At 37.9% G+C, this 25,563-nt stretch carries 29 protein-coding genes; 1 reads left to right on the top strand and 28 read right to left on the bottom strand.

Going from position 1 to position 25,563, the window contains the following annotated elements:
- Positions 1–15: 15 nt before the first annotated feature.
- From A9CBEGH2_RS11620 to rpsL, 26 genes are all read right to left on the bottom strand, one after another.
- Complete coding sequence (locus A9CBEGH2_RS11620) at positions 16–663, bottom strand: adenylate kinase (RefSeq protein WP_118276567.1); 648 nt, start codon at positions 661–663, stop codon at positions 16–18.
- Between the two features lie 12 nt (positions 664–675).
- The gene (secY, locus tag A9CBEGH2_RS11615) at positions 676–1,968 is read right to left on the bottom strand and encodes a preprotein translocase subunit SecY (protein ID WP_115715777.1); all 1,293 of its coding nucleotides are present in this window, start codon (positions 1,966–1,968) and stop codon (positions 676–678) included.
- A gap of 1 nt (position 1,969) precedes the next feature.
- Positions 1,970–2,410, bottom strand: coding sequence for a 50S ribosomal protein L15 (rplO, locus tag A9CBEGH2_RS11610; RefSeq protein ID WP_115715778.1), 441 nt, complete (start codon positions 2,408–2,410; stop codon positions 1,970–1,972).
- A gap of 15 nt (positions 2,411–2,425) precedes the next feature.
- On the bottom strand, positions 2,426–2,938 hold the full coding sequence (gene rpsE / locus A9CBEGH2_RS11605; protein ID WP_118276568.1) for a 30S ribosomal protein S5: 513 nt from the start codon (positions 2,936–2,938) through the stop codon (positions 2,426–2,428).
- Between the two features lie 12 nt (positions 2,939–2,950).
- Complete coding sequence (gene rplR / locus A9CBEGH2_RS11600) at positions 2,951–3,307, bottom strand: 50S ribosomal protein L18 (RefSeq protein WP_115715780.1); 357 nt, start codon at positions 3,305–3,307, stop codon at positions 2,951–2,953.
- Between the two features lie 21 nt (positions 3,308–3,328).
- Positions 3,329–3,874, bottom strand: coding sequence for a 50S ribosomal protein L6 (rplF, locus tag A9CBEGH2_RS11595; RefSeq protein WP_115715781.1), 546 nt, complete (start codon positions 3,872–3,874; stop codon positions 3,329–3,331).
- 26 nt (positions 3,875–3,900) lie between these two features.
- A complete protein-coding gene (gene rpsH / locus A9CBEGH2_RS11590; protein WP_115716109.1) occupies positions 3,901–4,296 on the bottom strand; it encodes a 30S ribosomal protein S8 in 396 nt (131 codons plus the stop codon).
- Positions 4,297–4,317: 21 nt separating this feature from the next.
- Positions 4,318–4,503, bottom strand: coding sequence for a type Z 30S ribosomal protein S14 (locus A9CBEGH2_RS11585; protein ID WP_115715782.1), 186 nt, complete (start codon positions 4,501–4,503; stop codon positions 4,318–4,320).
- Between the two features lie 13 nt (positions 4,504–4,516).
- The gene (gene rplE / locus A9CBEGH2_RS11580) at positions 4,517–5,056 is read right to left on the bottom strand and encodes a 50S ribosomal protein L5 (protein ID WP_115715783.1); all 540 of its coding nucleotides are present in this window, start codon (positions 5,054–5,056) and stop codon (positions 4,517–4,519) included.
- 14 nt (positions 5,057–5,070) lie between these two features.
- Positions 5,071–5,394, bottom strand: a complete 324-nt coding sequence (gene rplX, locus A9CBEGH2_RS11575; protein ID WP_115715784.1) for a 50S ribosomal protein L24 — start codon at positions 5,392–5,394, stop codon at positions 5,071–5,073.
- 12 nt (positions 5,395–5,406) lie between these two features.
- Positions 5,407–5,775, bottom strand: coding sequence for a 50S ribosomal protein L14 (rplN, locus tag A9CBEGH2_RS11570; RefSeq protein WP_115715785.1), 369 nt, complete (start codon positions 5,773–5,775; stop codon positions 5,407–5,409).
- 20 nt (positions 5,776–5,795) lie between these two features.
- A complete protein-coding gene (gene rpsQ, locus A9CBEGH2_RS11565) occupies positions 5,796–6,056 on the bottom strand; it encodes a 30S ribosomal protein S17 (RefSeq protein ID WP_115715786.1) in 261 nt (86 codons plus the stop codon).
- Between the two features lie 16 nt (positions 6,057–6,072).
- Positions 6,073–6,273 carry a 50S ribosomal protein L29 gene (gene rpmC, locus A9CBEGH2_RS11560; RefSeq protein WP_115715787.1) on the bottom strand — a complete coding sequence of 67 codons (201 nt, stop codon included), beginning with the start codon at positions 6,271–6,273 and terminating at the stop codon, positions 6,073–6,075.
- Between the two features lie 3 nt (positions 6,274–6,276).
- Positions 6,277–6,693, bottom strand: coding sequence for a 50S ribosomal protein L16 (gene rplP / locus A9CBEGH2_RS11555; RefSeq protein WP_115715788.1), 417 nt, complete (start codon positions 6,691–6,693; stop codon positions 6,277–6,279).
- A 2-nt stretch (positions 6,694–6,695) separates the two neighbouring features.
- Positions 6,696–7,466: a 30S ribosomal protein S3 gene (rpsC, locus tag A9CBEGH2_RS11550; RefSeq protein WP_118276569.1), complete on the bottom strand. Its 771-nt coding sequence runs from the start codon at positions 7,464–7,466 to the stop codon at positions 6,696–6,698.
- 11 nt (positions 7,467–7,477) lie between these two features.
- Entirely contained in the window at positions 7,478–7,813 is a 336-nt protein-coding gene (gene rplV, locus A9CBEGH2_RS11545; protein ID WP_115715790.1) for a 50S ribosomal protein L22, read from the bottom strand.
- A gap of 14 nt (positions 7,814–7,827) precedes the next feature.
- Positions 7,828–8,103, bottom strand: coding sequence for a 30S ribosomal protein S19 (gene rpsS, locus A9CBEGH2_RS11540; RefSeq protein WP_115715791.1), 276 nt, complete (start codon positions 8,101–8,103; stop codon positions 7,828–7,830).
- Between the two features lie 19 nt (positions 8,104–8,122).
- Positions 8,123–8,956, bottom strand: a complete 834-nt coding sequence (gene rplB / locus A9CBEGH2_RS11535; RefSeq protein ID WP_118276570.1) for a 50S ribosomal protein L2 — start codon at positions 8,954–8,956, stop codon at positions 8,123–8,125.
- Positions 8,957–9,016: 60 nt separating this feature from the next.
- Positions 9,017–9,313: a 50S ribosomal protein L23 gene (gene rplW, locus A9CBEGH2_RS11530; protein ID WP_115715793.1), complete on the bottom strand. Its 297-nt coding sequence runs from the start codon at positions 9,311–9,313 to the stop codon at positions 9,017–9,019.
- Positions 9,313–9,942 (bottom strand): 50S ribosomal protein L4, encoded by a 630-nt coding sequence (gene rplD, locus A9CBEGH2_RS11525; RefSeq protein ID WP_118276571.1) that lies wholly within the window; start codon positions 9,940–9,942, stop codon positions 9,313–9,315. The genes rplW and rplD overlap by 1 nt, the downstream gene beginning before the upstream one ends.
- A gap of 3 nt (positions 9,943–9,945) precedes the next feature.
- Positions 9,946–10,629 (bottom strand): 50S ribosomal protein L3, encoded by a 684-nt coding sequence (rplC, locus tag A9CBEGH2_RS11520; protein ID WP_115715795.1) that lies wholly within the window; start codon positions 10,627–10,629, stop codon positions 9,946–9,948.
- A 13-nt stretch (positions 10,630–10,642) separates the two neighbouring features.
- A complete protein-coding gene (gene rpsJ, locus A9CBEGH2_RS11515) occupies positions 10,643–10,954 on the bottom strand; it encodes a 30S ribosomal protein S10 (RefSeq protein WP_008690111.1) in 312 nt (103 codons plus the stop codon).
- 876 nt (positions 10,955–11,830) lie between these two features.
- Positions 11,831–13,015 (bottom strand): elongation factor Tu, encoded by a 1,185-nt coding sequence (tuf, locus tag A9CBEGH2_RS11510; RefSeq protein ID WP_115715796.1) that lies wholly within the window; start codon positions 13,013–13,015, stop codon positions 11,831–11,833.
- Between the two features lie 67 nt (positions 13,016–13,082).
- The gene (fusA, locus tag A9CBEGH2_RS11505) at positions 13,083–15,161 is read right to left on the bottom strand and encodes an elongation factor G (protein WP_115715797.1); all 2,079 of its coding nucleotides are present in this window, start codon (positions 15,159–15,161) and stop codon (positions 13,083–13,085) included.
- A 15-nt stretch (positions 15,162–15,176) separates the two neighbouring features.
- Positions 15,177–15,647 (bottom strand): 30S ribosomal protein S7, encoded by a 471-nt coding sequence (rpsG, locus tag A9CBEGH2_RS11500; RefSeq protein WP_008690125.1) that lies wholly within the window; start codon positions 15,645–15,647, stop codon positions 15,177–15,179.
- A gap of 28 nt (positions 15,648–15,675) precedes the next feature.
- A complete protein-coding gene (rpsL, locus tag A9CBEGH2_RS11495) occupies positions 15,676–16,098 on the bottom strand; it encodes a 30S ribosomal protein S12 (protein ID WP_115715798.1) in 423 nt (140 codons plus the stop codon).
- A gap of 315 nt (positions 16,099–16,413) precedes the next feature.
- Between rpsL and A9CBEGH2_RS11490 the strand changes: the two genes are divergently transcribed.
- Entirely contained in the window at positions 16,414–17,214 is an 801-nt protein-coding gene (locus A9CBEGH2_RS11490) for an HAD family hydrolase (protein WP_163104872.1), read from the top strand.
- A 214-nt stretch (positions 17,215–17,428) separates the two neighbouring features.
- Here the strand turns inward: A9CBEGH2_RS11490 and rpoC are convergent, their stop codons facing one another.
- Positions 17,429–21,301 (bottom strand): DNA-directed RNA polymerase subunit beta', encoded by a 3,873-nt coding sequence (rpoC, locus tag A9CBEGH2_RS11485; protein ID WP_115715800.1) that lies wholly within the window; start codon positions 21,299–21,301, stop codon positions 17,429–17,431.
- 3 nt (positions 21,302–21,304) lie between these two features.
- On the bottom strand, positions 21,305–25,468 hold the full coding sequence (rpoB, locus tag A9CBEGH2_RS11480) for a DNA-directed RNA polymerase subunit beta (RefSeq protein WP_115715801.1): 4,164 nt from the start codon (positions 25,466–25,468) through the stop codon (positions 21,305–21,307).
- Positions 25,469–25,563: the final 95 nt, after the last annotated feature.

Genomic DNA, 25,563 nt, shown 5'->3' with positions numbered 1-25,563 from the left:
TTGGATTTGACCATTTTAGTCCTCCAATGCTTTCAGGACATCGCTCCAGACGCTTTCAATTGGTTGATCAGCATTGATTTTATTAACAATTCCCTTTTCTGCATAGTAATCCAGAACTGGAGCAGTCTGTTTACTGTATTCATCCAATCGTACTGTCAAACTTTCAACAGTATCGTCTTTACGCTGGTAAAGTTCTCCACCACATTTATCACATTTTCCTTCTAATTTAGAAGGTTTAGATTCTATATGATAGATTTCTCCACAATCTTTACAGATTCGACGACCGGTAATTCGACCTGCTAAAACATCAAAATCAATCTCCATTGCGATGACTTTATCAATTGCAAGGTCACTATCCCCTGCTAAAGCATCAAAAGCTTTTGCCTGATCCAGTGTTCTTGGGTATCCATCTAGCAAGTATCCGTTCTTCTTATCTTCTAGATTTTCTAAATAACTTTTAACCATATTGTTAACCAATTCATCAGGAACTAGTAAACCTTTATCCATATAGCTTTTTGCTTCTAACCCCAAAGCTGTACCATTTCCAATTTCACTGCGGAATATATCTCCTGTTGAAATATGATTAACATTAAATTTTTCAACAATTCTTGCTGACATAGTGCCTTTTCCAGCACCAGGTCCTCCCATAATAAGAATATTCATTTTTATTCACCTCTATCGCTGAAGAAACCCACGATAAGATTTCTGTGTCATACGTCCTTGAATTTGTTTTACGGTTTCCATTGCAACCCCAACAACGATAATAATTCCCGTTCCACCAATCCCCATAGATGCTGGTAGAGAGGTAAACAATGGAAGCGCATGAGGCAATACAGCAATAAATGCCAGGCCAAGTGCACCTAAAACAGTAATTCTGTTTAGTACTTTATTTATATATTCTTTAGTTTCACTACCTGGACGAATTCCTGGAATGTACGTACCAGATTTTCCTAAATTTTCAGCAATCTTTGATGGATCTACTTGCATCTGTGTATAGAAGAAAGTAAATAATATTGTTAAAACAACATAAATCACTAAACTCACCGGTGTCTGTAATCCTAAAAAATATTCTAGTGTATTTACCCAGTCAGCTGAAGTAATCATTTTAACAATAGACAGTGGTGCTACCATCAGAGAAGAAGCGAAAATGACTGGGATTACACTTGCTGAATTTATTTTCAAAGGTAAATATGTCATATCTTTCTTTCTAGTAGTAACAGTACTTGAAGTATATTGAATTGGAATTTTTCTTTCAGCAGTCTGCATAAATACTACAAAAACGATGATTAGTAGATAACATAAAATATACCCTGCAAAACCAAGGATACCATTGAAAGTTGCTGAACTACTAGATGTATCTACAACAGTCTCCCATGCTGTAATCATTTGATGCGGCAATCTAGCAATAATACCAGCGGCAATAATCATAGAAATACCATTTCCAATTCCTTTCATAGAAATACGATCTCCAATCCATAAAAGGAACATACTACCACCAGTTAGAACAGTTGAAATATACAAAATGGAAGCCCATCCATCTCCCTCAACTAGAAGTCCAGGGTATGCACGGGAGAATCCGTATATTAGCGTTGAAGCCTGGAAGAAGCCTAAAACTACTGCCAGGTATCGCGTATATTTATCTATCTGTTTTTTTCCTGTAGCCCCACCTTTTGCTAATTCAGTTAATGCTGGAATAACATCCATTGACAATAACTGGATAATAATGGAAGCTGTAATGTAAGGGCCTACACCTAGAGCAAAAACAGATAACTGTTCAAGACCACCCCCACCAAGGAGGTTGATCATTTCAAATAAACTATTGCTCTTAGCATTTGTCATTGTTGAAATGTCAACTCCTGGTACGGTGATTGCTGCGCCAAAACGGAAGATAAACAACATGGCGAGAGTAAAGAGTATTCGATTACGGATATCTTTACTCTTAAACATGCTGATAATCGTTTTTAGCATATTAGATAACCTCTGCTTTTCCGCCTGCCTGCTCAATTGTAGCTAAAGCTGATTTAGAGAATTTATTAGCTTTTACTGTTAATTTTTTCTCTAATGCACCTTCACCCAATACTTTAATACCATCCAATTCTTTTTTTACTAATCCACATTCGATTAGTAATTCTGGAGTTACTTCAGTTCCATCTTCAAAACGATTTAAAGAAGCAACATTAACGATTGCATATTCTTTACGTGTAAAGTTTGTAAATCCACGTTTAGGTAAACGTCTAGCTAAAGGAGTCTGACCACCTTCAAAACCAAGTCGAACGCCTCCACCTGATCTTGCGTTTTGTCCTTTATGTCCTTTACCAGCAGTTTTCCCATTACCAGAACCATGTCCACGTCCAACTCGATAAGAAGCTTTACGTGCACCTTCTGTATATTTCATTTCATGTAATTTCATGTCAAATTCCTCCTGTTAACCGCGAATTTCTTCTGGTTTTTTACCACGGAGCTGAGCAACTTCTTCGATTGTTTTTAATTCTTTTAAAGCTGTCATTGTTGCACGTACCATATTAATTGGAGTACGACTTCCTAAACATTTAGAAAGGATATCATTAATACCAGCTAATTCTAATACATCACGAATTGCTCCACCTGCGATAACTCCAGTACCTTCTGAAGCAGGACGAAGGAATACCTGACCTGCACCGTATGTACCAGTAATTTCATGAGGAATAGTAGTTCCTACAACAGGTACTGTAAATACGTTTTTCTTAGCATCTTCAATTGCTTTTTTAATAGCATCAGGAACCTCGTTAGCTTTTCCTGTACCGAATCCAACACGTCCTTTTTTATCACCGATAACAACTAAAGCAGCAAAACGGAAACGACGTCCACCTTTAACTACTTTTGTTACACGGTTGATGGCAACTACGCGTTCTTCGAATTCCTTTTCGCGTTCGCGGTCTCTTCTTGGTTTACGTTCCATTCGCATAACCTCCTAAAATTTCAGTCCGGCTTCTCTAGCCGCATCAGCTAATGCTTTTACACGACCTGTGTAAACATATCCACCACGGTCGAATACTACATTTGTAATATTTTTTTCAATTGCGCGTTTTGCAATTTCTGTTCCAACTGTTTTAGCAGCTTCTACATTTCCACCATTTTCAAGTTTCAATTCAACTGAGCTAGCTGAAACTAATGTGTTTCCATTAACGTCATCAATGATCTGCGCGTGAATGTGGCTGTTTGAACGGAAAACGTTCAGGCGGGGACATTCAGGAGTACCACTGATTTTGGTACGAACACGTACGTGACGGCGTAAACGCTCATCATTTCTAGATACTTTCTTAAGCATTGTTCAATTTCTCCTTTCCCACTATTTCTTACCTGCTGTTTTACCTTCCTTACGACGAACATATTCACCTTTATAGCGAATACCTTTTCCTTTGTAAGGTTCTGGTTTTCTTACAGCACGAACATTTGCAGCGAATTCACCAACACGCTGTTTGTCAATACCAGATACTTTAATTTCAGTAGCTGATGGACATTCAACACTGATTCCTTCTTCAACAGCAAATTCAACTGGGTGAGAGTAACCAACATTTAATGTTAGTTTTTTACCACTAACTGCAGCACGGAACCCAATACCAACTAGTTCAAGTTCTTTAGTGAAGCCTTCGCTTACACCTTCTACCATGTTAGCTAATAATGCACGAGTTGTTCCGTGCAACTGTTTTGTATGTTTCTCTTCATTAGGACGAGTAACAGTTAAAATATTTTCTTCAATTTTGATACCTAAATCAGAATTGAACTGACGAGTTAAAGTTCCTTTAGGCCCTTTAACAGTCACCTCATTCCCGCTAGCGATAGTAACTTCAACACCAGCAGGAATGGTAATCGCTTTATTACCGATACGTGACATTTCCTTACCTCCGTTATAGCTTTATACTACCACACGTAAGCGATAACTTCGCCACCAACGTGTTTAGCTTTAGCTTCTTTATCTGTCATTAATCCATGAGATGTAGAGATAATAGCAATACCAAGACCATTCAATACACGAGGAATTGAATCAACTTTAGCATAAGCTCTTAATCCTGGTTTTGAAATTCTTCTCAATCCATTGATTACTTTTTCATTATTTGGACCATATTTCAAAGTAATAGTAATAGTTTTCTTAACTTCACCCTCTACTTTGTAATCTGTGATGAATCCTTCTTCTTTTAAAATTTTTGCAATTTCAATTTTTTCTTTGTTTGCAGGAACTTCTACAACATCGTGACGAGCCTGAACTGCGTTACGAATTCTAGTAAGCATATCTGCAATCGGATCTGTCATTATCATCATGACTTTATTCCTCCTATCTTACCAGCTTGCCTTTTTTACACCCGGAATCTGCCCTTTATAAGCAAGTTCACGGAAGCAAATACGGCATAGTTTGTATTTACGTAAAACTGAGTGAGGACGGCCACAACGTTCACAACGTGTGTACTCACGCACTTTGAACTTTTGAGGACGTTTTGATTTATTAATCATTGCTTTCTTTGCCATATTTCAAGTCCTCCTATTTCTTGAAAGGCATACCTAATTCTTCTAGTAATGCCTTAGCTTCTTCGTTTGTTTTTGCAGTTGTAACAACTACGATATCCATACCACGTACTTTATTTACTTTATCGTAATTGATTTCTGGGAAAATCAGCTGTTCTTTGATACCCAAAGTATAGTTTCCACGACCATCAAAAGATGTATCTGAAACACCACGGAAGTCACGAACACGTGGTAAAGAGATGTTCATTAATTTATCTAAGAAATCATACATTTTTTCTTTACGCAAAGTAACTTTACATCCGATAGGCATTCCTTCACGAACTTTAAAGTTTGCGATTGATTTTTTAGCTTTTGTTACTACTGGAGCCTGTCCAGTAATCTGTGCTAATTCAGCAACTGCATCATCTAATACTTTTGGGTTAGAAATAGCTTCACCAATACCCATATTGATAACAATTTTATCTACGTAAGGTACTTCCATAACTGATTTATAGTTAAATTTTTTCATCAAGTTAGGTACTACAACCTCATTGTATTTTTGATTTAGGCGGTTCATCCTTTATAACCTCCTTACTTAACTTCAGCGCCAGTTTTTTTGTAGACGCGAACTTTTGTTTTATTGCCTTTTTTGTCTTCTTTAATTTCGAATCCGATACGGCTAGCTTTCTTAGCTTTTGCATCGTAAGCCATTACGTTAGATACATGAATAGGAGCTTCTTTTTCAACAATTCCTCCATCAGGATTAGCCTGAGTAGGTTTTAGGTGTTTTTTCACCATGTTAACTCCTTCAACGATAACTTTGTTTTCTTTAGGGAAAACTTTAATTACTTCAGCGATAGTGCCCTTGTAAGCACCTGTAATAACCTGAACTTTATCACCTTTTTTGATTTTCACAAAGACACCTCCTTATAATACTTCTGGTGCCAAAGACACAATTTTCATAAAGTCTTTGTCACGAAGTTCTCTTGCCACTGGTCCAAAAATACGAGTTCCACGTGGTGTTTTGTCATCCTTGATAAGAACAACTGCATTGTCATCAAATTTGATGTATGTTCCGTTTTCACGGCGTACTCCACGTTTTGTACGTACGATTACACCTTTAACAACATCACCTTTTTTAACAGTTCCACCAGGAGCAGCCTGTTTTACAGCACAGACAACGATATCCCCGATGTTTGAAAACTTACGAACGCTACCACCTAAACAACGGATAACCAAAACTTCTTTGGCACCAGTGTTATCAGCGACGCGTAATCTACTTTCATTCTGGATCATGAATGTCTACCTCCTAGCGTCTACAGCTGTACAGCTTTCTCAACGATTTTCACTAAGCGGAAGCGTTTAGTTGCAGATAATGGACGAGTTTCCATAATTTCTACTCTATCTCCGATTCTAGCTTCGTTATTTTCGTCATGAGCTTTGAATTTTTTAGAATAATTTACACGTTTTCCATATAATGGATGTGTTTTCTTAGTTTCTACTACTACAGTAATAGTTTTATCCATTTTATCGGAAACAACTGTTCCACGATATACTTTACGGTTAGATCTTTCCATAGCTTAGTGATCCTCCTTAATCCTGATTGCTAAGCTCACGCTCAGTCAATACGGTTTTCATACGGGCAATATCCTTTTTCACTGTTTTCATACGAGCAGTGTTTGTCAACTGTCCAGTTGCTTGTTGGAAACGAAGATTAAAAAGTTCATCTTTAAGCGTTTCGATCTCTTGTAGGATTTCGCTATTGCTTTTTTCTCTGATCTCTTTCGCTGTCATAAATTACTCCTCTCCTTTTCTAACAACAAATTTTGTTTTTACTGGCAATTTGTGAGAAGCTAAACGGAATGCTTCGCGTGCTACTTCTTCAGAAACTCCAGCGATTTCGAACATAACACGTCCTGGTTTAACTACTGCTACCCATCCTTCTGGAGCACCTTTACCAGAACCCATACGTACTTCTAATGGTTTTTTCGTTCTTGCCATGTGAGGGAAGATACGAATCCAAACTTTACCACCACGTTTCATATAACGTGTCATGGCAATACGAGCGGCCTCAATCTGACGGTTGCTGATATAAGCACCAGTATCAGCCATTAGACCATATTCACCAAAAGATACATCACGACCTGCTTTTGCACGTCCTTCGTAGCTTAAACGGTGAGGTCTTCTATATTTTGTTCTCTTAGGCATTAACATAATTAGTTACCTCCTTCAGCTTTTGGAGCACTTGCTGCAGCGTTGTCTCTTCTGTTATTTCTGTTTCCACCACGGTTTCCGCGACGGTTACGACGTCTGTCGTTCATATTGTTTTTTGGAGCTTCTGGTTCCTGAACCATCTGTCCTGGCAATACTTCACCACGGCAAATCCAAACTTTAACTCCTAGACGACCGTAAGTTGTATGTGCTTCTTCCCAAGCATAATCAATGTCAGCACGTAAAGTATGCAAAGGAACAACACCTTCACTGTATCCTTCTGTACGAGCCATATCAGCTCCACCTAAACGTCCAGAAACAGCTGTTTTGATTCCTTTAGCTCCAGCACGCATTGTTCTCTGAATTGCTTTTTTCTGTGCTGTACGGAAGCTTGCACGCTGTTCCAACTGATCAGCAATACTACGAGCTACCAATTTAGCATCCAAATCTGGGTTTGCGATTTCTAAAACTTTTAAGAAAATGTTTTTTCCACCTGTTAATTTTTCTAATTTCTTTTTCAGGTTTTCAATATTTTCACCATTTGTTCCAATGATCACACCAGGACGAGCTGTACGGATCATGATTTCAACACGGTTTTTAGAACGTTCGATTTCAATTCTTGAAACGGACGCTGCTTTTAATTCAGCGAATAAGAATTCACGAATTTTAACATCTTCCAATAATAAATCGGCATAATCTTTGTCAGCATACCATCTAGATTCCCAGTCACGGATAACACCGACACGTAATCCGATTGGACTAACTTTCTGTCCCATGAGCTACCTCCTTAATCACGCTCGTCAACCACGATAGTAATGTGGCTGGTGCGTTTGTGGATTGCACTTGCAGATCCTTTTGCACGAGGCATGAAGCGTTTTAAAGTAATACCTTCATTAGCATAGCATGCCTTAACATACAATTTTTCTTCATTCATTTCATTGTTATTTACTGCATTAGCTACTGCAGATTTCAATACTTTTGCGATTGCATCAGCTGCAGCATTTGGTGTAAATTTCAAAATAGCAGCTGCTTCCGCAACGTCTTTCCCACGAATTAGATCGATAACGATACGAGCTTTTCTAGGTGGGATACGTAATGTTTTTGCTGTTGCTTTAACTTCCATGTAACGTTTCCTCCTTATCTCTTAGCTTTTTTGTCGTCATCGTGTCCAGTATATTTACGAGTTGGGACAAATTCACCAAGCTTGTGTCCTACCATATCTTCTGTAACATATACAGGCAGGTGTTCTTTTCCGTTGTAAACGGCAAATGTATGTTCCACAAACTGAGGGAAAATCGTTGAACGACGTGACCAGGTTTTAATAACTTGTTTTTTACCAGCAGCATTCAGTTCTTCCACTTTTTTCATTAAGTGGTCATCACAGAATGGGCCTTTTTTCAAACTACGACTCATTTTTCATTTCCTCCTTTGCCTATTTGCCATTACGACGACGAACAATTAACTTCGTAGACGGCTGTTTTGCTTTACGAGTTTTAACACCCATAGCTTTTTTACCCCAAGGAGTCATTGGAGATTTACGTCCGATTGGCGTACGTCCTTCCCCACCACCATGAGGGTGATCATTAGGGTTCATAACAGAACCACGAACAGTTGGGCGGATACCTCTCCAACGGTTACGTCCAGCTTTACCATAGTTAACTAGACTGTGATCTTCATTACCAACCTGACCAATTGTAGCACGGCAGTTAGACAATACTTTACGAACTTCTCCAGATGCTAAACGGATTGTTGTATATTTTTCTTCAATACCTAAAATCTGAGCAGATGTACCAGCTGAACGAGCCATCTGTCCACCTTTTCCAGGTTTTAATTCAATATTGTGAATGAAAGTACCTTCTGGGATATCTTTCAATTCCAACGCATTACCAACTTTAATATCTGCACCCTTTCCAGATATAACAGTTGTACCAACTGTTAATCCTTTTGGAGCAATGATGTAACGTTTTTCACCATCTGCATAATTCAATAAAGCGATATTTGCAGAACGGTTTGGATCGTACTCAATTGTTGCTACACGAGCAGGGATTCCATCTTTATTACGTTTGAAGTCGATGATACGATAAGCACGTTTGTGCCCTCCACCCTGATGACGTGTTGTGATACGTCCATTGTTGTTTCTTCCACCTTTACTATTTAAAGGTGCCAAAAGTGATTTTTCTGGTTTGTTAGCTGTAATCTCTTCACGAGACAAGCTAGTCATACCACGACGACCTGGAGTGGTCGGTTTATACTTTTTGATTGGCATTTTCTAATGTCCTCCTTACGCAATATTTATTCAGGAAATAGCGTGTCTTCTTCCTGATGATTATTCAGCTTCTTCACCGAATAAATTGATATCCTGTCCTTCAGCAATTTTTACATAAGCTTTACGAACAGCTTTTGTTTTACCAACGTATTTACCCATTCTTTTTGTTTTAGGTTTTACGTTTACAACATTTACAGAAACAACATCAACACCGAAGATGCTTTCAACAGCCTGTTTGATCAATGTTTTGTTTGCTCCTTTTTTAACTTCAAAAGTTACTTTGTTGTCTTCGTCCATGTATCTCATTGTTTTTTCAGTGATGATAGGACGGATAATAATATCTTTATAATTGTTCATTATGCAAGTGCCTCCTCAACATCTTTAACAGCAGCTTCTGTAAAGACGATTTTGTTAGCATTTACGATATCGTAAACATTCAATCCATCAGCAGTTAACATCATCATTGTTGGGATGTTACGCATGCTTAAGAATGCATTTTCAAAATCTTCACCTTCAGAAACTACGAATAAAGTTTTCTTAGGTGCTTCCAGATTTGCGATAATTTCGTTGAAAGCTTTTGTTTTAGGTGCTTCCAATTCAAATTTATCTACAACGCTCATTGCGTTTTCTAGTACTTTTTCAGATAAAACTGATTTTAAAGCTAGACGACGAACTTTTTTGTTCAGCTTATATGCATAGCTTCTTGGAGTAGGTCCAAATACAGTTCCTCCACCTCTCCACTGTGTAGCGCGGATAGAACCCTGACGAGCACGTCCAGTTCCTTTCTGACGCCAAGGTTTACGTCCACCACCACGTACTTCAGTACGGTTTTTAGTATCGTGTGTTCCCTGACGCATGCTAGCACGCTGCATTACGATAGCATCGAAGATACATTGCTGATTTGGCTCGATGCCAAATACTGCATCAGCAAGAGTGATTTCGTGCAACTCTTTACCAGCTTGGTTTAATACGACCATCTTAGGCATCTTTTATTCCTCCTCTTTCGTGTAATCTACTAATGTTACAGGTTCTGAATTACCTTTAGAACATTTAGCAGTACGTACCATTACCATTCCACGTTTAGGACCAGGCACGTTTCCTTTGATTAATAGATAGTTGTTTTCAACATCTACTTTAATAACTGTCAGGTTTTGGTTTGTTGTTCTATAGCATCCTTCCTGACCAGCCATTACTGTCCCTTTCAGGATTTTCCCCTGACGAGATGTAATACCGTTAGTTGCCAAAGAACCGATGTGTCTGTGATGTCCAGAACCGTGACTCTTAGGTCCGATTTTCGCATTGTTACGAACGATTGTACCCATGAATCCTTTACCTTTGCTTGTTCCGATAACATCAACTGTTTCTCCAGCAGCGAAGATATCAACTTTAACTTCATCTCCAACGTTAACTTCTAGTTCGCAGTCACGAACTTCTTCAACAAAACGTTTTGGAGCAGTATTTGCTTTCGCAGCGTGACCAATTTCAGGTTTTGTGCTACGTTTTTCTTTTACATCTTCAAATCCTAACTGTACAGCTTCGTATCCATCGTTTTCCACTGTCTTTTTCTGTAAAACTACATTTGGTGTAGCTTCAACAACAGTAACCGGAATCAGTACACCATCTTCCGTGAATACCTGTGTCATCCCAAGTTTACGTCCTAGAATACCCTTCATGATGTCACCTCCATTACAGTTTAATTTCGATGTCCACACCACTTGGCAGTTCTAGACGACTTAATGAGTCGATAGTTTCTGCTGTAGGTCCGACAATCTCAATTAAACGTTTGTGAGTTCTGATCTCGAACTGTTCGCGAGAGTCTTTATATTTGTGTACCGCACGCAAGACTGTAACGACTTGCTTTTCAGTTGGAAGTGGTACAGGTCCAACAATTTTTTTAGCACCGTGAGCTTGTGCTGCCTGAACGATCTTTTCTGCAGATGCATCTAAGATTCTGTGTTCATAGGCTTTTAAGCGAATTCTTACGCTATTTTTTGCCATGAATAATTCTCCTTTCGTCTATATCTTGATAGACTCGCTCGATGCGAATTCCCTGACCACGCCGTTCATGACAACGTTTTTCAGTGGGTCAGCAACCTCGCATGTCCTTGCGGTCATGTCAATATACTAACACAATAAAATTGTAATTACAAGGCTTTTTTTAACTTTTTTATTTTATTTTTGATTTCTCTATATATTATTAGGATTTACATATTATCCCATATTTATAGGTCATTTTAACAATCTTTATTTCATTTCATTGAATAAAAACATTAAAATGACACTCCAGGAATTGTTGTCATAGCTTATCTTTTTTTAATATTTTTATCAAGCAATTGTGTTTTATACTTATAAAAAAAATATAGAAACAATTTCTTATTTAATTATTTAAGCGCTTATCTTCGTCATTATTCTAACCATAATAATATATAAGAATGATGCAATTGATCATGCAATCTATTCATGATTGGAGAATATCTTTAACATATTGTATCGTTATTCTTTTCTTTCATAAAAAAATCTTCATGCTAAGATTTCTTTGACAAGAAGGTTTCTTGAAACAAATATCTATCTATATGTAATTTTGCTATAGATTTATTTAGTATTGGTCGCAATGCTTCTAAAGCTATAGAAATCTTATTCTCAATAAATATCACTAAACTTCATATCTATTTTAATTGTCATCTTCCTACGTGCTTACATCAGCTATATACTTTATCTAGATTAATCTATCATCTATGTACTCTTACTTTCAAATGAAATTACTAACTACACATTACTTTAAAACATCTGTACTAGTTCATTTCATTTCCTTTATTCACTTAATCAAACACCACAAAAAAAGAGTGCATCGGCACTCTTTTTCATATTTCAAAATTAACCAAGAATTTCGATTACGTTTCCTGAACCTACAGTACGTCCACCTTCACGGATAGAGAATTTAGTGTTGTTTTCGATAGCGATTGGAGCGATCAATTCAACAGTCATTTCTACGTTATCCCCAGGCATTACCATATCAGTTCCTTCTGGAAGAGTGATAACACCAGTTACGTCAGTTGTACGGAAGTAGAACTGAGGACGGTAGTTAGATACGAATGGAGTGTGACGTCCACCTTCTTCTTTAGTTAATACGTAAACCTGAGCTTTAAATTTTGTGTGAGGGTTTACTGATCCTGGTTTAGCTAAAACCTGTCCACGCTGGATCTGGTCACGGTTGATACCACGAAGCAATGCACCGATGTTATCTCCAGATTCTGCGAAGTCTAACTGTTTACGGAACATTTCCAATCCAGTAATAACAGTTTTCTGAGTTTCGTGGATACCAACGATTTCCACTTCTTCTCCTAATTTAACAACACCACGTTCAACACGTCCAGTAGCAACTGTACCACGTCCAGTGATTGTCATAACGTCTTCTACAGACATCAAGAATGGTTTATCTGTATCACGAACAGGATCTGGGATGAATTCATCAACAGCATCCATCAATTCGTGGATAGCACCAACATATTTTTCGTCTCCTTCAAGAGCTTTTAAAGCTGAACCACGGATAACTGGAGCGTTATCTCCGTCGAATCCGTATTCGCTTAACAATTCACGAACTTCCATTTCAACAAGGTCGATCAATTCGTCATCATCAACCATGTCGCATTTGTTCAAGAATACAACGATGTAAGGAACACCTACCTGACGAGCCAATAGGATGTGTTCACGAGTCTGAGGCATAGGACCATCAGAAGCAGCTACTACAAGAATAGCACCATCCATCTGAGCAGCACCAGTAATCATGTTTTTTACGTAGTCAGCGTGACCTGGGCAGTCAACGTGAGCATAGTGACGTTTTTCAGTCTGATATTCAACGTGTGCAGTGTTGATTGTGATACCACGTTCTTTTTCTTCAGGAGCACCATCGATCTGATCGTAAGCCTGAGCCTGAGCCATACCTGCTTTAGCCAATACGTTAGTAATAGCAGCAGTTAAAGTTGTTTTACCGTGGTCAACGTGTCCGATAGTTCCAATGTTAACATGCGTTTTGGAACGGTCAAATTTTTCTTTAGCCATTTTCTAATTTCCTCCTATTTTAAAGATTCAAATATATTCTAATTCAATATCTTTATAAAAGCAACAGTTAATTGTCAGAACCGTTGTTTTTAACGATTTTTTCTGCAATGCTCTTAGGCACTTCAGAATAGTGATCAAATTTCATTGAATAGTTACCACGCCCCTGTGTAAATGAACGTAAGTCTGTAACATATCCAAACATTTCAGATAAAGGAATGTGTGCTTTAACAATAATAGCATTTCCTCTTTCTTCCTGATCAACGATAGCACCACGACGAGAACTTACATCTCCCATAACACTACCAAGGTATTCGTTTGGTGCAGTTACTTCTACCATCATGATTGGTTCCAAGATAACTGGTTTACACTGTTTAGCAGCAGCTTTCAATGCCATAGAAGCAGCAATTTTATATGCCATTTCACTTGAATCGACATCGTGGTAAGAACCGTCAAACAATGTAGCTTTGATATCGATTACTGGATATCCTGCAATGATACCATTTTCCAATGCATCTCTTAAACCTTCTTCCGTAGGCTTGATGTATTCACGAGGAACACTTCCACCAACTGTAGCATCAACGAATTCAAATCCTTTACCTTCTTCCTGAGGTTCGAATTTAATCCATACGTGACCATACTGTCCACGACCACCAGACTGTTTGATATATTTACCTTCACAATCAGCTGCCTGACGAATCGTTTCACGATAAGCAACCATTGGCTGACCAACATTTGCTTCTACTTTAAATTCACGGCGTAGACGGTCAACAATGATGTCTAAGTGAAGTTCCCCAACACCTGCGATGATTGTCTGTCCAGTTTCCTGATCTGTATATGTTTTGAATGTAGGATCTTCTTCTGCCAATTTAGCAAGAGCAAGCCCCATTTTATCCTGGTCAGCTTTTGTTTTTGGTTCCAAAGACAATTCGATAACTGGTTCTGGGAATTCCATACTTTCCAGAATAATGTGAGCATCTTCAGCACATAAAGTATCTCCAGTTGTAGTAGCTTTTAAACCTACAGCAGCTGCGATATCTCCAGCGTATACTTCATCAATTTCTTTACGTGAGTTTGCATGCATCTGTACGATACGTCCAAAACGTTCTCTTTTTCCTTTTGTTGAGTTCAATACATAGCTTCCTGCTTTCGCTGTACCTGAGTACACACGGAAGTAAGAAAGTTTTCCAACAAATGGGTCAGTCATGATTTTGAATGCCAATGCAGAGAATGGTTCATTATCATCAGCATGACGTTCAACTTCACTACCATCTTCGATTGTTCCTTTGATTGCAGGAATATCTAGTGGAGAAGGCAAGTAGTCAACAACTGCATCCAATACCATCTGAACACCTTTGTTTTTGTATGCAGAACCACAAAGTACTGGGAAGAAATCCCCTTTACATACTGCGATTCGAAGAACACGTTTAATTTCTTCTACGCTTGGTTCTTCACCTTCTAATACCTGCATCATGAAATCTTCATCATAATCTGCTAGATAATCAATTAATTTTGCACGATATTCTTCACAAAGATCTTTCAAATCTTCAGGAACTTCTTCAATTTTGATATCTGTTCCTAAATCGTTTGTGTAAATTTCTGCTTTACGTTCAATGATATCAACGATACCAGTGAATGTAGATTCTGCACCAATTGGAAGCTGAATTGGACAAGATTTAGCCCCTAAACGATCTACGATAGTTCTGCAAGACATTAAGAAATCTGCCCCAGTAGCATCCATTTTGTTACAGAATACGATACGTGGAACACCATAAGTAGTAGCCTGACGCCAAACAGTTTCTGTCTGAGGTTCAACCCCTGCTTTTGCATCCAATACAGTTACCGCGCCATCTAATACACGAAGAGAACGTTCAACCTCAACAGTGAAGTCTACGTGTCCTGGTGTATCGATGATGTTGATACGGTGACCCTTCCAAGCAGCTGTTGTTGCTGCAGAAGTGATTGTAATACCACGTTCCTGTTCCTGAGCCATCCAGTCCATTGTTGAAGCTCCATCATGAGTTTCCCCAATTTTGTGGTTAACCCCTGTATAGTACAGGATACGTTCTGTTGTTGTTGTTTTACCAGCATCGATGTGAGCCATGATACCAATGTTACGTGTGTTTTCCAATGAATACTGACGTGCCATAGTCTGACTCCTTTCTTACCAGCGGTAGTGAGCAAATGCTTTATTAGCTTCTGCCATTTTGTGAGTATCTTCACGTTTTTTAACAGATGCACCACTTCCATTAGCTGCATCCATAATTTCAGCTGCTAATCTTTGCTCCATAGTTTTTTCGCTACGTAAACGTGCGTAGTTTACGATCCAGCGAAGACCTAAAGTCAATCTTCTTTCAGCAGAAACTTCTACTGGTACCTGGTAGTTAGCACCACCAACACGACGAACTTTAAGTTCCAATAATGGCATTACGTTTTCTAATGCTTTTTCGAAAACTTCCATAGGTTTTTCATTTGTTTTTACTTCAATAATATCGAATGCATTGTACAGAATTTTCTGTGCAACCCCTCTTTTACCATCAATCATGATTTTGTTGATTAAACGAGTAACCAGCTTGGAGTTGTAGATTGGATCTACCAATACATCACGTTTTGCTACATGTCCTTTTCTAGGCATTTTAATTTCCTCCTTTCACAATTGATTGCTATTTCTTAGCTTCTTTTGGCTTTTTTGCACCATACAGAGAACGGCTCTGGTTACGGTTTGCCACACCAGCACAGTCCAAAGTACCACGAATAATGTGATAACGAACCCCTGGCAAGTCTTTAACACGTCCCCCACGAATCAATACTACAGAGTGTTCCTGTAAGTTATGTCCAATTCCTGGAATATAAGCAGTAACTTCCATCCCATTACTTAAACGAACACGGGCATATTTACGTAGCGCAGAGTTAGGTTTTTTAGGTGTCATTGTACCGACACGAGTACATACTCCACGTTTCTGAGGTGAGCTCAGATTTGTAGGACGTCTTTTTAATGAGTTATATCCTCTATTCAGAGCAGGTGATTTTGACATATTCACGCTCTGTTCACGACCTTTACGAATTAATTGGTTAATTGTTGGCATATTGTCCTCCTTTCACTAACACACATTTCCGGGTGTGTCATTTGAAGCGAAAAATTTTATTCCCCAAATTGGGGAACTAAAAAATCCACTTGCTTAAATATCTTAATTCATCTGAATAAATTTGTCAAATATTTTTTTGCTTTTTGAATTTAAATTTTGCTTTCGCATCCTTATAGTATTGATTTCTTTTAATTTATCATGAGAAAAGCCATACTTTTATGTATAATATAAACGGATGTTAACTTTTTATTTACTTTAAGTTTTATCCATTATTCGATTGACTAATCGTTATTTATAAAGAAGGGGTAATAAGAAATGAACTATAAAATTGTATTTCTAGATATGGATGGCACCTTATATCAAACTGAAAATGATATCATTCAGCAAGCCAATCTGGATGCCATTAACGAACTTCGTAAACAGGGAGTATTAGTTTGTGCGGCTACTGGACGACCATTAAATCAAATGAAACTTATTCTAGAACGCATAAAGTTTGACTATATGGTTTTAATTAACGGAGGTTATGTATTAGATAAAGAGCAAAGACTACTTTATGAAAATCCTTTAAAATCAGAAACTACCGATGAGATTGTATCTTGGTGCAATACTAACAAAAGCGGACTTATGTTTCATTTTGGTGATTCTTCTTATATTTACAATAATTTTTATCCGATGTATTACTTCTGTAGAGATCATCATGTATTAGATTATTTATTTTATGATGAAAATTTATCTTATCATAAACGTCATAATGCTTATAATGCCGTTTTAATGACTAAAGAAAAAAAGAAAGTTGATGCATTTATCAATTCCCATGATGAATTACGTAGTGATTTAATAGAAATTTCTCAAGATCATTTTTGCTTTGATATATTTAATGCAGGTAATGATAAATCAGTTGGAATTGAACAGGTTTTAAAAAAAGAAAATTTAAGCTGGAAGGATTGTGTTTGTTTCGGGGATAGTACAAATGATATTCAAATGTTGAAAAAAGCTGGATTAGGTATTGCAATGGGAAATGCAAATGATTATGTGAAATCCTTTGCAGATAAAGTAACCGCAAATGTCTATGACGAAGGAGTTGCTCAAGGATTAAAGAAAGCTTTTGATATATAGTATATACATATTAAACTCTCATTTACCTTATTTACAAACTTATCTTGATCTGCCATATTTTACTTATAAAATACTTTTGATACTATATTGGAAGCCATGCTGTAGAGTGTGGCTTTTTATATAAATGAAAACAGATGCTCTATATAATCTAGTTACATAGAACATCTGTTTTTTTCTATTGCAGTATATTCACTAAACAATTGCTTTGTATATATTATTCATTAACATCATTAACTTCGTCTTCTACAGAAGATTCTGCATGAATAGCATCTCTACCTGCCATTAACTGCTTTACCATTTCACTAGTAAATGTCTCTGGACTAGCAGCGTAGCTCATAAATCCTTCATCTTCAGGTTTTCTGTTTCTTTCAATACGTTTTTCACGAAGTTCTTCTGCTTTTTCATGAACAATTTCATTCATTGGGCGATCATTCTTAACACCAGTTCCTGCTGGAATTAATTTACCAATAATTACATTTTCTTTTAAACCAATTAAGTAATCTTTCTTACCTTTAATAGCAGCATCTGTCAATACTTTTGTAGTTTCCTGGAAAGATGCGGCAGATAAGAAGGAATCTGTTTCTACAGATGCTTTCGAAATACCTAATAATACCGGTTTAAATGTTGCTGGTGTTTTACCGCTCAATAAAGCCTGGCGGTTAATTTTTGTGATTTCAGTCAATGAAATTTGAACACCAGAATTTAGATCTGTATCATTTCCTTCTAAAACAACAACTTTACGAAGCATCTGACGAATCATTACCTCAATGTGTTTATCAGAAATTTCGATACCCTGGCTTTGGTAAACCTTCTTAACTTCTTTCAAGATATAATTCTGTACCTGACGCACACCAGCTACTTTTAGAAGTTCTTTTGGATCTACCTGACCTTCTGTAATCTTATCACCAGCTTCAATTGTTGCCCCTACTTTTAACCAAGGACGAATTGCCTGTACTAGAGAAAGCTTGTGTACAATACTTTCCTTATCATTAGATACAACAACTTCATATCCAGTTTCTACCTGCTCAATTGATGTAATTTCTCCACTAATCTGAGCTAGCACAGCAACACCTTTTGGACAACGTGCTTCAAATAGTTCTTCGACACGAGGAAGACCCTGTGTGATATCTCCACCATCCGCACTTGCAACCCCACCGGTATGGAATGTACGCATGGTCAACTGTGTACCAGGTTCCCCGATAGACTGCGCAGCCATGATACCAACAGCTTCTCCAACTTCTACATCTTTACCTGTAGCCATGTTACGTCCATAACATTTTTTACATACACCATAGATAGATTTACATGTGAAAGCACTGCGGATATACATTCCTTCAACACCAGCATCTACTATTTTCTGCGCGATTGCTTCACTAATGAATTCATCACTTTCAATAATAACTTCTCCAGTTTTTGGATCCGTTACTTCCTGTTTGCTATAACGTCCAACTAAACGATCAAACAAGCTTTCAATAACCGTATTCGTTTTGCGATCAACGATTGCTTCTACCCAGTATCCCTTATCTGTACCACAATCTTCCTGTTTGATGATAACATCCTGTGCAACATCAACCAAACGACGTGTCAAATATCCAGATTCCGCTGTCTTCAACGCTGTATCTGTAAGACCTTTACGCACACCATGTGTAGAGATAAAGAACTCAGACACATTTAGACCTTCACGGAAACATGAATAGATTGGTACCTCTATGATACTTGGTACATATTCACCTTTAGCGGATTTTGACTGAGACGGTTTCGCCATCAGACCACGCATACCTGCCAACTGTGTAAAGTTTGACGTATTACCACGAGCACCAGAGCGAGCCATCATATTAATTGGGTTTTTACGAGGAAGGTTACCTAACAACTCTTTTGCGATATCATCTTTAACATCTGCCCATAACTTGTTTAGGTGACGCTCCCATTCCTGCATAGTAAGTTTTCCTTTTTTACGCAGTGTTTTTAATTCCTCGGCTTTTTCTTTACCATATTCTACATGGTCTTCTTTATGAGGAGCGACTTCAATGTCACTTAATGATACAGTAACACCTGCCACTGTTGAATATTTAAATCCCATATCTTTGATTTCATCAAGTATCTGAGATGTTTTTTCTGTACTATAACGTTTAAAGATTTCACCGATGATTTTTCCTAAATCTTTCTTTTTGAAAGCAGGAGTAATTGGTAAATTGCGAATTGCTTCTTTTACGTCTTTCCCCATTTCAAGGAAATAACGATCTGGAGTTGCTTTGAAGTTTTCTCCACTAACTTCATTTAAGAATGGGAAGTCAGATGGGAACATGTTATTAAAGATAACTTTACCAACCGTTGTCAACAAATATTTGTTCTGCTGTTCAGCTGTAAAGCTTGTTTTCTTTAATGCACGTGCAGGAATCGCAATACGAGAGTGCAAATGAATCTGTTCTGTCTGGTATGCCATCAAAATTTCATTAATGTTACCAAAAACATGACCTTCATTATCCCCATAACGTTTCCATAATTCTGCAGATTTTGGGCAATCAACAGAGTTATAGCGTTCCGCTTCTTCATAGAATTCTTCAGCAGTTTCTTCCATTGTTAAATAGAAGTTCCCCATAACCATGTCCTGTCCTGGAGTAACGATTGGTTTTCCATCTTTAGGACCTAGAATGTTATTAGAACCAAGCATCATAACAAGGGCTTCTGCTCTTGCTTCTTCACTTAATGGTACGTGTACCGCCATCTGGTCACCATCGAAGTCCGCATTAAATGCAGTACATACAAGTGGATGAAGACGAAGTGCTCTTCCTTCTACCAATTTTGGTTTAAATGCCTGAATACCTAAACGGTGAAGCGTAGGCGCACGGTTCATCAACACTGGATATCCATCAATAACTTTTTCTACAATATCCCAAATACGTGGATCCTGACGATCAATCAATTTTTCTGCTGTTTTTGGATTACTTGCAATTTCCTGATTAACAATTTCATTAATTACAAATGGTTTAAACAACTGAATTGCCATTTCACGTGGAATACCACACTGATACATTTTTAAATCTGGTCCTACCGCGATTACAGAACGTCCTGAGAAGTCAACACGTTTTCCCAATAAGTTCTGACGGAAACGTCCCTGTTTCCCTTTCAAAGAGTGAGACAATGATTTCAAAGCACGTCCTCCAGCTCCTGTAATAGGTTTTGAACGGCGTCCATTATCAATCAAGGCATCTACTGCTTCCTGTAACATACGTTTTTCGTTCTGTACGATAATCGCAGGTGTTCCTAGTTCTAACAGTTTTTTCAAACGATTGTTACGAGTAATTACACGACGATATAAGTCATTTAAATCACTAGTCGCAAAACGTCCTCCATCCAGCTGCAGCATTGGACGCAAATCAGGTGGTATTACCGGAATTACAGTTAATACCATCCATTCTGGTTTGTTGTCAGAATTACGGAAAGAATTCACTGTATCCAAACGCTTAATCAATTTTTTACGTTTTTCACCCTGTGCATTTTCCAAAGCTTCCTGAATCTGTTTATATTCAGATTCCAAGTCTACATTTTTCAACAATGTTAAAGCTGCTTCTGCTCCTGTCTGTGCAACAAAGCTTCCTGGACCATACATTGCCATGTACTCACGATATTCTCTTTCTGACAATACCTGTTTGTATTCCAAACTTGTTTCTTTTGGATCAGTAACAATCCAAGAAACGAAGTATACCACTTCTTCCAGCTGTTTTGGAGTAACATCCAAAAGAAGTGCCATACGGCTTGGTATACCACGTAAATACCAGATATGAGCTACTGGTGCAGCAAGTTCGATGTGCCCCATACGTTCACGACGAACACTTGATTTTGTAATTTCTACACCACAGCGATCACACACGACTCCTTTGTAACGCACTTTTTTGTATTTTCCACAATAACATTCCCAGTCTTTGCTAGGCCCAAAAATACGTTCACAGAATAATCCATCGCGTTCTGGTTTTTGAGAACGATAGTTAATAGTTTCTGGTTTTTTAACTTCTCCATGGCTCCATTCATGGATTCTTTCAGGTGAAGCAAGGCTTACCTGAATTGAAGCAAAATCATTAACACTCATCTACTATGCCTCCTCTTCTTCTAAAAACGCTTCTTCATTGAAATCTTCTGGCATATCTTCTTCCATTTCAGATTCTTCTATTTCATCATCAGCGTTAATTGCATCTACATCTTCTTCACGTACAGATTCTTCCTCTACCAAATTAGGAACAATTGTAGGTTCTGTAGTGTCTTCTTTATTAATATCTACTTCATTTCCATCTTCATCCAGCATTTTCACATCAATTGCTAAAGCCTGCAATTCGTGTTTCAATACTCGGAATGATTCTGGAATTCCTGGTTCTGGAATATCTTTTCCTTTAATGATAGCCTCATAAGTTTTTGTACGACCTACGATATCATCAGATTTTACAGTCAAGATTTCCTGTAAAGTATGAGCAGCACCATATGCTTCTAATGCCCAAACCTCCATCTCTCCAAATCTCTGACCACCATTTTGTGCTTTACCACCTAATGGCTGCTGAGTTACTAAAGAATAAGGTCCTGTAGCACGAGCATGAAGTTTATCATCAACCATGTGTGCCAGCTTGATCATATACATGACCCCAACAGAAATACGTTCATCGAATGGTTCCCCTGTACGTCCATCATACAGTACCTGTTTTCCATCAACTGTCATATCTGCTTCTTTCATGATATCACTTAATTCCTGGTTATTGATACCATCGAATACTGGAGTAGAGAATTTAACACCCAGTTTCTTAGCCGCATAACCTAAGTGAATTTCCAATACCTGTCCGATGTTCATACGTGAAGGCACACCAAATGGGTTCAACATGATATCAATTGGTGTTCCATCTGCCATATATGGCATATCTTCTACAGGCAAGATTTTAGAGATAACCCCTTTGTTACCATGACGTCCTGCCATTTTATCCCCTTCAGAAATCTTACGTTTCTGAACGATATAAACTTTAACAGTTTCATTTACCCCAGGTGGAAGATCATGCCCTTCGCTTCGTTTGAATACACGAATAGAATGAACGATACCAGCCCCACCATGTGGTACTTTTAAGGAATTGTCACGAACTTCACGTGATTTTTCTCCGAAAATTGCAAGCAGCAGTTTTTCTTCTGGTGAAATTTCACTCTGTCCTTTTGGAGTAACCTTACCAACCAGGATATCTCCTTCTGCAACTTCTGCACCGACCATGATAATACCACGGCTATCCAAGTTACGACACGCATTTTCACTTACGTTTGGAATGTCACGTGTAATTTCTTCAGGTCCTAGTTTTGTCTCACGGCAGTCAATGTCATATTCTTCAATATGAACAGATGTATATACGTCATCACGAACTAAACGCTCGCTCATAATGATAGCATCTTCATAGTTATAACCATACCATGTCATGTAAGCGATAGTTACGTTTTGTCCAAGAGCAAGTTCTCCGTTTTCCATAGAAGGTCCATCCGCAAGAATATCTCCCTTGTCAATACGTTCCCCTTTCTTAACGATAGGGCTTTGGTTAATGTTTGTTCCATTGTTTGAACGCTGGAACTTACGTAGACGATATTCATGGCGCTGTCCATCATCGCCACTGATAATGATGCGCTGTGCATCTACATATTCAACATATCCATCTTCTTTTGCTACAACACCTACACCAGAGTCTTTGGCAATTTTATATTCAATACCAGTTCCAACATATGGTGAATGTGGTTTTAACAATGGTACTGCCTGACGCTGCATGTTGGCACCCATTAAGGCACGAGAAGCATCGTCATTTTCCAAGAATGGTACACACGCTGTTGCGACAGATACGATCTGTTTTGGTGAAACGTCGGCCAATTCAACTTCTTCACGTTTAGCGATGATCGTTTCTCCCGCTTTACGAGCTACGACATTTTCATTTACAAGCTGTCCATTAACAACCTCATTGGCCTGTGCAATTACATAATCCGCTTCTTCATCAGCTGATAAATAAATTGCTTCATCTTTTACAGAACCATCTGGATTAACGATACGATATGGCGTCTGAATAAATCCATATTCGTTAATTTTCCCATAAGAAGTCAAGTTTGAAATCAAACCGATGTTTGGCCCTTCAGGTGTTTCAATAGGACAAATACGACCATAGTGAGAACTGTGAACGTCACGAACCTCGAAACCGGCACGATCACGAGTCAAACCACCAGGTCCCAATGCAGAAATACGACGTTTATTAGTAAGTTCTGCCAATGGGTTTTGCTGATCCATGAACTGAGACAGCTGTGAACTAGAGAAGAACTCTTTAATAGCTGCAGTCAATGGACGAATATTTGTAAGTTTCTTTGGAGTTAAAGTAGAAATTTCCGCAATAGACATACGTTCCTTAACTACTCTTTCCATACGGCTTAAACCGATACGGAATTGATTCTGAATCAATTCTCCTACAGAACGGATACGACGATTTCCAAGCATATCGATATCGTCTGTTTCCCCTACGCCTTCCATAACATTTAAATTGTAGGAATACAATGCATAAATATCGGAAATGGTAATTGTGTGCTTATTAGCAAATGGATCGTTTCCAATTACTTTTACAACAGCACCATCTTCTGTACGTACGAAAAGTTCCTGCACAGCAGCACCTACAAGCCAAGCATATGCTTTTACACCACTTCCTACTTTGTTCTTTAACTCTTCAACCTTAAGAACATGCATTGGATCTGGTTTATGACGAGGAAGATATCCATCTGCATAAGTTTCGCCATCTTCACTCAATAAATCTGCTCCATTTTCATCAGTGATTCTTCCTAAAGCATATAATCTTTGTCCATAATTTAATACAGCACCTGCATTTTCACTTGTCAATGCTACTTTTTTCGCAATGACTCCTCCATGAACAGTAATATTTTCTACTTTGCCCTGCAGCATTTCAACATCCTGCTCACTTAGAATAGTTCCTTCATATAAAGTAGTATCTTCTAGTTCTACATCTTCTGCTAAAACACGTCCAATTAAACCTAGATGATAGCTAACAGGTACTTCTACCGCATCTGGATAGTTAAACAATGGATTGAATGGGAAAGCATTTACATAACGACCTTTTTCCAATTCTCCACGTAATGTATTTCTTTCATCACGATTGATCAATGTACCACTTGGCATAAACATTTCATCATTAACATCTAAAATATCCATAGCCAAACGATTGTGTGTCAAACGATTGATTGCATTTAATTTCTTGCGAAGTTTAAAACGTCCTGCCTTTGTTAAATCATAACGTCTAGGATCAAAGAATTTCGCATTCATTAAAGTAATAGATCCATCTAATGTAGGAATTTCATCTGAACGCTGGTTTTCGTAAATAGAAAGCAATGCTTCCTGTGTAGTTTTTACTTTATCAGCCAACAAAGTGTTTTCCAGCTCTTCGTATTTACCAAAGTATGAAGCATATAATGTAAGGTATAGATTCATGAATTCACGATCTTCATCATCCTGTGCAACATCTTCGATAACATTTCTTCCTAAAGCATTTAGGAATGTTTTGATCTGTGTAGTATCATGTGGATCTTCACTGCGGTCAAGATCTACAGACATACCGATTGCTTTAAATAGAACAGTAGAAAGCATTTTACGTTTACGGTCAATGCTCACATTTAAAATACGTCCGCTAGACGCTTTTTTCTGTTCGCTCATATATTCCAGCCATGTACCACGACTAGGAATTAATTCACATGCATAAGATTCTTTACCTGTTTTTTCATCATATCCAGTAGAAAAATATGCCCCTGGAGAACGTACGATCTGAGAAACGATGACACGTTCTGCTCCATTGATAATAAATGTTCCAGTTTCTGTCATCAAAGGGAAATCCCCTAAGAAAACATCTTCCCATTTATTAATAACTTCTCCTGTCTGGTTATCTGTAATTTCAAGTTCCATGCGTGCTTTCAATGGAGCCGCATAGTTACACTCGCGGTACATTGATTCTTCCGCATTGTATTTTGGTTCACCGAATTCATATCCAGCAAATTTTAGTTTAATATTCCCTCCATAGTTTTGGATAGGGTAAATCTCGTTAAATACTTCGTTGATTCCTTCGTTCTTAAACCACGCAAAAGAGTCAGTTTGGATTTCAACCAAGTTAGGAAGTTCCAAATGCCCACTTACTTTTGAATAGTCGCGACGCTCTGCCTTCTTACCGGAAGCGACAATACGATAAGGTTGTTTTTTGTCCATGTACGCCATCCTTTCTACATGTATTCATACTAAAAATAGGGCAAAAAAGCCATTTTAATATTTTAGTATTATGCAATTTATTATAATAGCAATGC

The sequence above is a fragment of the Amedibacterium intestinale genome, from assembly GCF_010537335.1.
Lineage (GTDB): Bacteria > Bacillota_I > Bacilli_A > Erysipelotrichales > Erysipelotrichaceae > Amedibacterium > Amedibacterium intestinale.
This window is presented reverse-complemented; position numbering and strand designations above follow the sequence as displayed.

Bases quoted from the DNA above. Each gene is read 5' to 3' on its own strand.
- A9CBEGH2_RS11620 (WP_118276567.1), bottom strand. From the start codon at position 663: ATGAATATTCTTATTATGGGAGGACCTGGTGCTGGAAAAGGCACTATG.
- secY (WP_115715777.1), bottom strand. From the start codon at position 1,968: ATGCTAAAAACGATTATCAGCATGTTTAAGAGTAAAGATATCCGTAAT.
- rplO (WP_115715778.1), bottom strand. From the start codon at position 2,410: ATGAAATTACATGAAATGAAATATACAGAAGGTGCACGTAAAGCTTCT.
- rpsE (WP_118276568.1), bottom strand. From the start codon at position 2,938: ATGGAACGTAAACCAAGAAGAGACCGCGAACGCGAAAAGGAATTCGAA.
- rplR (WP_115715780.1), bottom strand. From the start codon at position 3,307: ATGCTTAAGAAAGTATCTAGAAATGATGAGCGTTTACGCCGTCACGTA.
- rplF (WP_115715781.1), bottom strand. From the start codon at position 3,874: ATGTCACGTATCGGTAATAAAGCGATTACCATTCCTGCTGGTGTTGAA.
- rpsH (WP_115716109.1), bottom strand. From the start codon at position 4,296: ATGATAATGACAGATCCGATTGCAGATATGCTTACTAGAATTCGTAAC.
- A9CBEGH2_RS11585 (WP_115715782.1), bottom strand. From the start codon at position 4,503: ATGGCAAAGAAAGCAATGATTAATAAATCAAAACGTCCTCAAAAGTTC.
- rplE (WP_115715783.1), bottom strand. From the start codon at position 5,056: ATGAACCGCCTAAATCAAAAATACAATGAGGTTGTAGTACCTAACTTG.
- rplN (WP_115715785.1), bottom strand. From the start codon at position 5,775: ATGATCCAGAATGAAAGTAGATTACGCGTCGCTGATAACACTGGTGCC.
- rpsQ (WP_115715786.1), bottom strand. From the start codon at position 6,056: ATGGAAAGATCTAACCGTAAAGTATATCGTGGAACAGTTGTTTCCGAT.
- rpmC (WP_115715787.1), bottom strand. From the start codon at position 6,273: ATGACAGCGAAAGAGATCAGAGAAAAAAGCAATAGCGAAATCCTACAA.
- rplP (WP_115715788.1), bottom strand. From the start codon at position 6,693: ATGTTAATGCCTAAGAGAACAAAATATAGAAGACCTCACCGTTTAAGC.
- rpsC (WP_118276569.1), bottom strand. From the start codon at position 7,466: ATGGGACAGAAAGTTAGTCCAATCGGATTACGTGTCGGTGTTATCCGT.
- rplV (WP_115715790.1), bottom strand. From the start codon at position 7,813: ATGGAAGTTAAAGCAACAGCAAAAACATTACGTATCCCACCTAGAAAA.
- rpsS (WP_115715791.1), bottom strand. From the start codon at position 8,103: ATGAGTCGTAGTTTGAAAAAAGGCCCATTCTGTGATGACCACTTAATG.
- rplB (WP_118276570.1), bottom strand. From the start codon at position 8,956: ATGCCAATCAAAAAGTATAAACCGACCACTCCAGGTCGTCGTGGTATG.
- rplW (WP_115715793.1), bottom strand. From the start codon at position 9,313: ATGAACAATTATAAAGATATTATTATCCGTCCTATCATCACTGAAAAA.
- rplD (WP_118276571.1), bottom strand. From the start codon at position 9,942: ATGCCTAAGATGGTCGTATTAAACCAAGCTGGTAAAGAGTTGCACGAA.
- rplC (WP_115715795.1), bottom strand. From the start codon at position 10,629: ATGAAGGGTATTCTAGGACGTAAACTTGGGATGACACAGGTATTCACG.
- rpsJ (WP_008690111.1), bottom strand. From the start codon at position 10,954: ATGGCAAAAAATAGCGTAAGAATTCGCTTAAAAGCCTATGAACACAGA.
- tuf (WP_115715796.1), bottom strand. From the start codon at position 13,015: ATGGCTAAAGAAAAATTTGACCGTTCCAAAACGCATGTTAACATTGGA.
- fusA (WP_115715797.1), bottom strand. From the start codon at position 15,161: ATGGCACGTCAGTATTCATTGGAAAACACACGTAACATTGGTATCATG.
- rpsG (WP_008690125.1), bottom strand. From the start codon at position 15,647: ATGCCTAGAAAAGGACATGTAGCAAAACGTGATGTATTGGTAGATCCA.
- rpsL (WP_115715798.1), bottom strand. From the start codon at position 16,098: ATGCCAACAATTAACCAATTAATTCGTAAAGGTCGTGAACAGAGCGTG.
- A9CBEGH2_RS11490 (WP_163104872.1), top strand. From the start codon at position 16,414: ATGAACTATAAAATTGTATTTCTAGATATGGATGGCACCTTATATCAA.
- rpoC (WP_115715800.1), bottom strand. From the start codon at position 21,301: ATGAGTGTTAATGATTTTGCTTCAATTCAGGTAAGCCTTGCTTCACCT.
- rpoB (WP_115715801.1), bottom strand. From the start codon at position 25,468: ATGGACAAAAAACAACCTTATCGTATTGTCGCTTCCGGTAAGAAGGCA.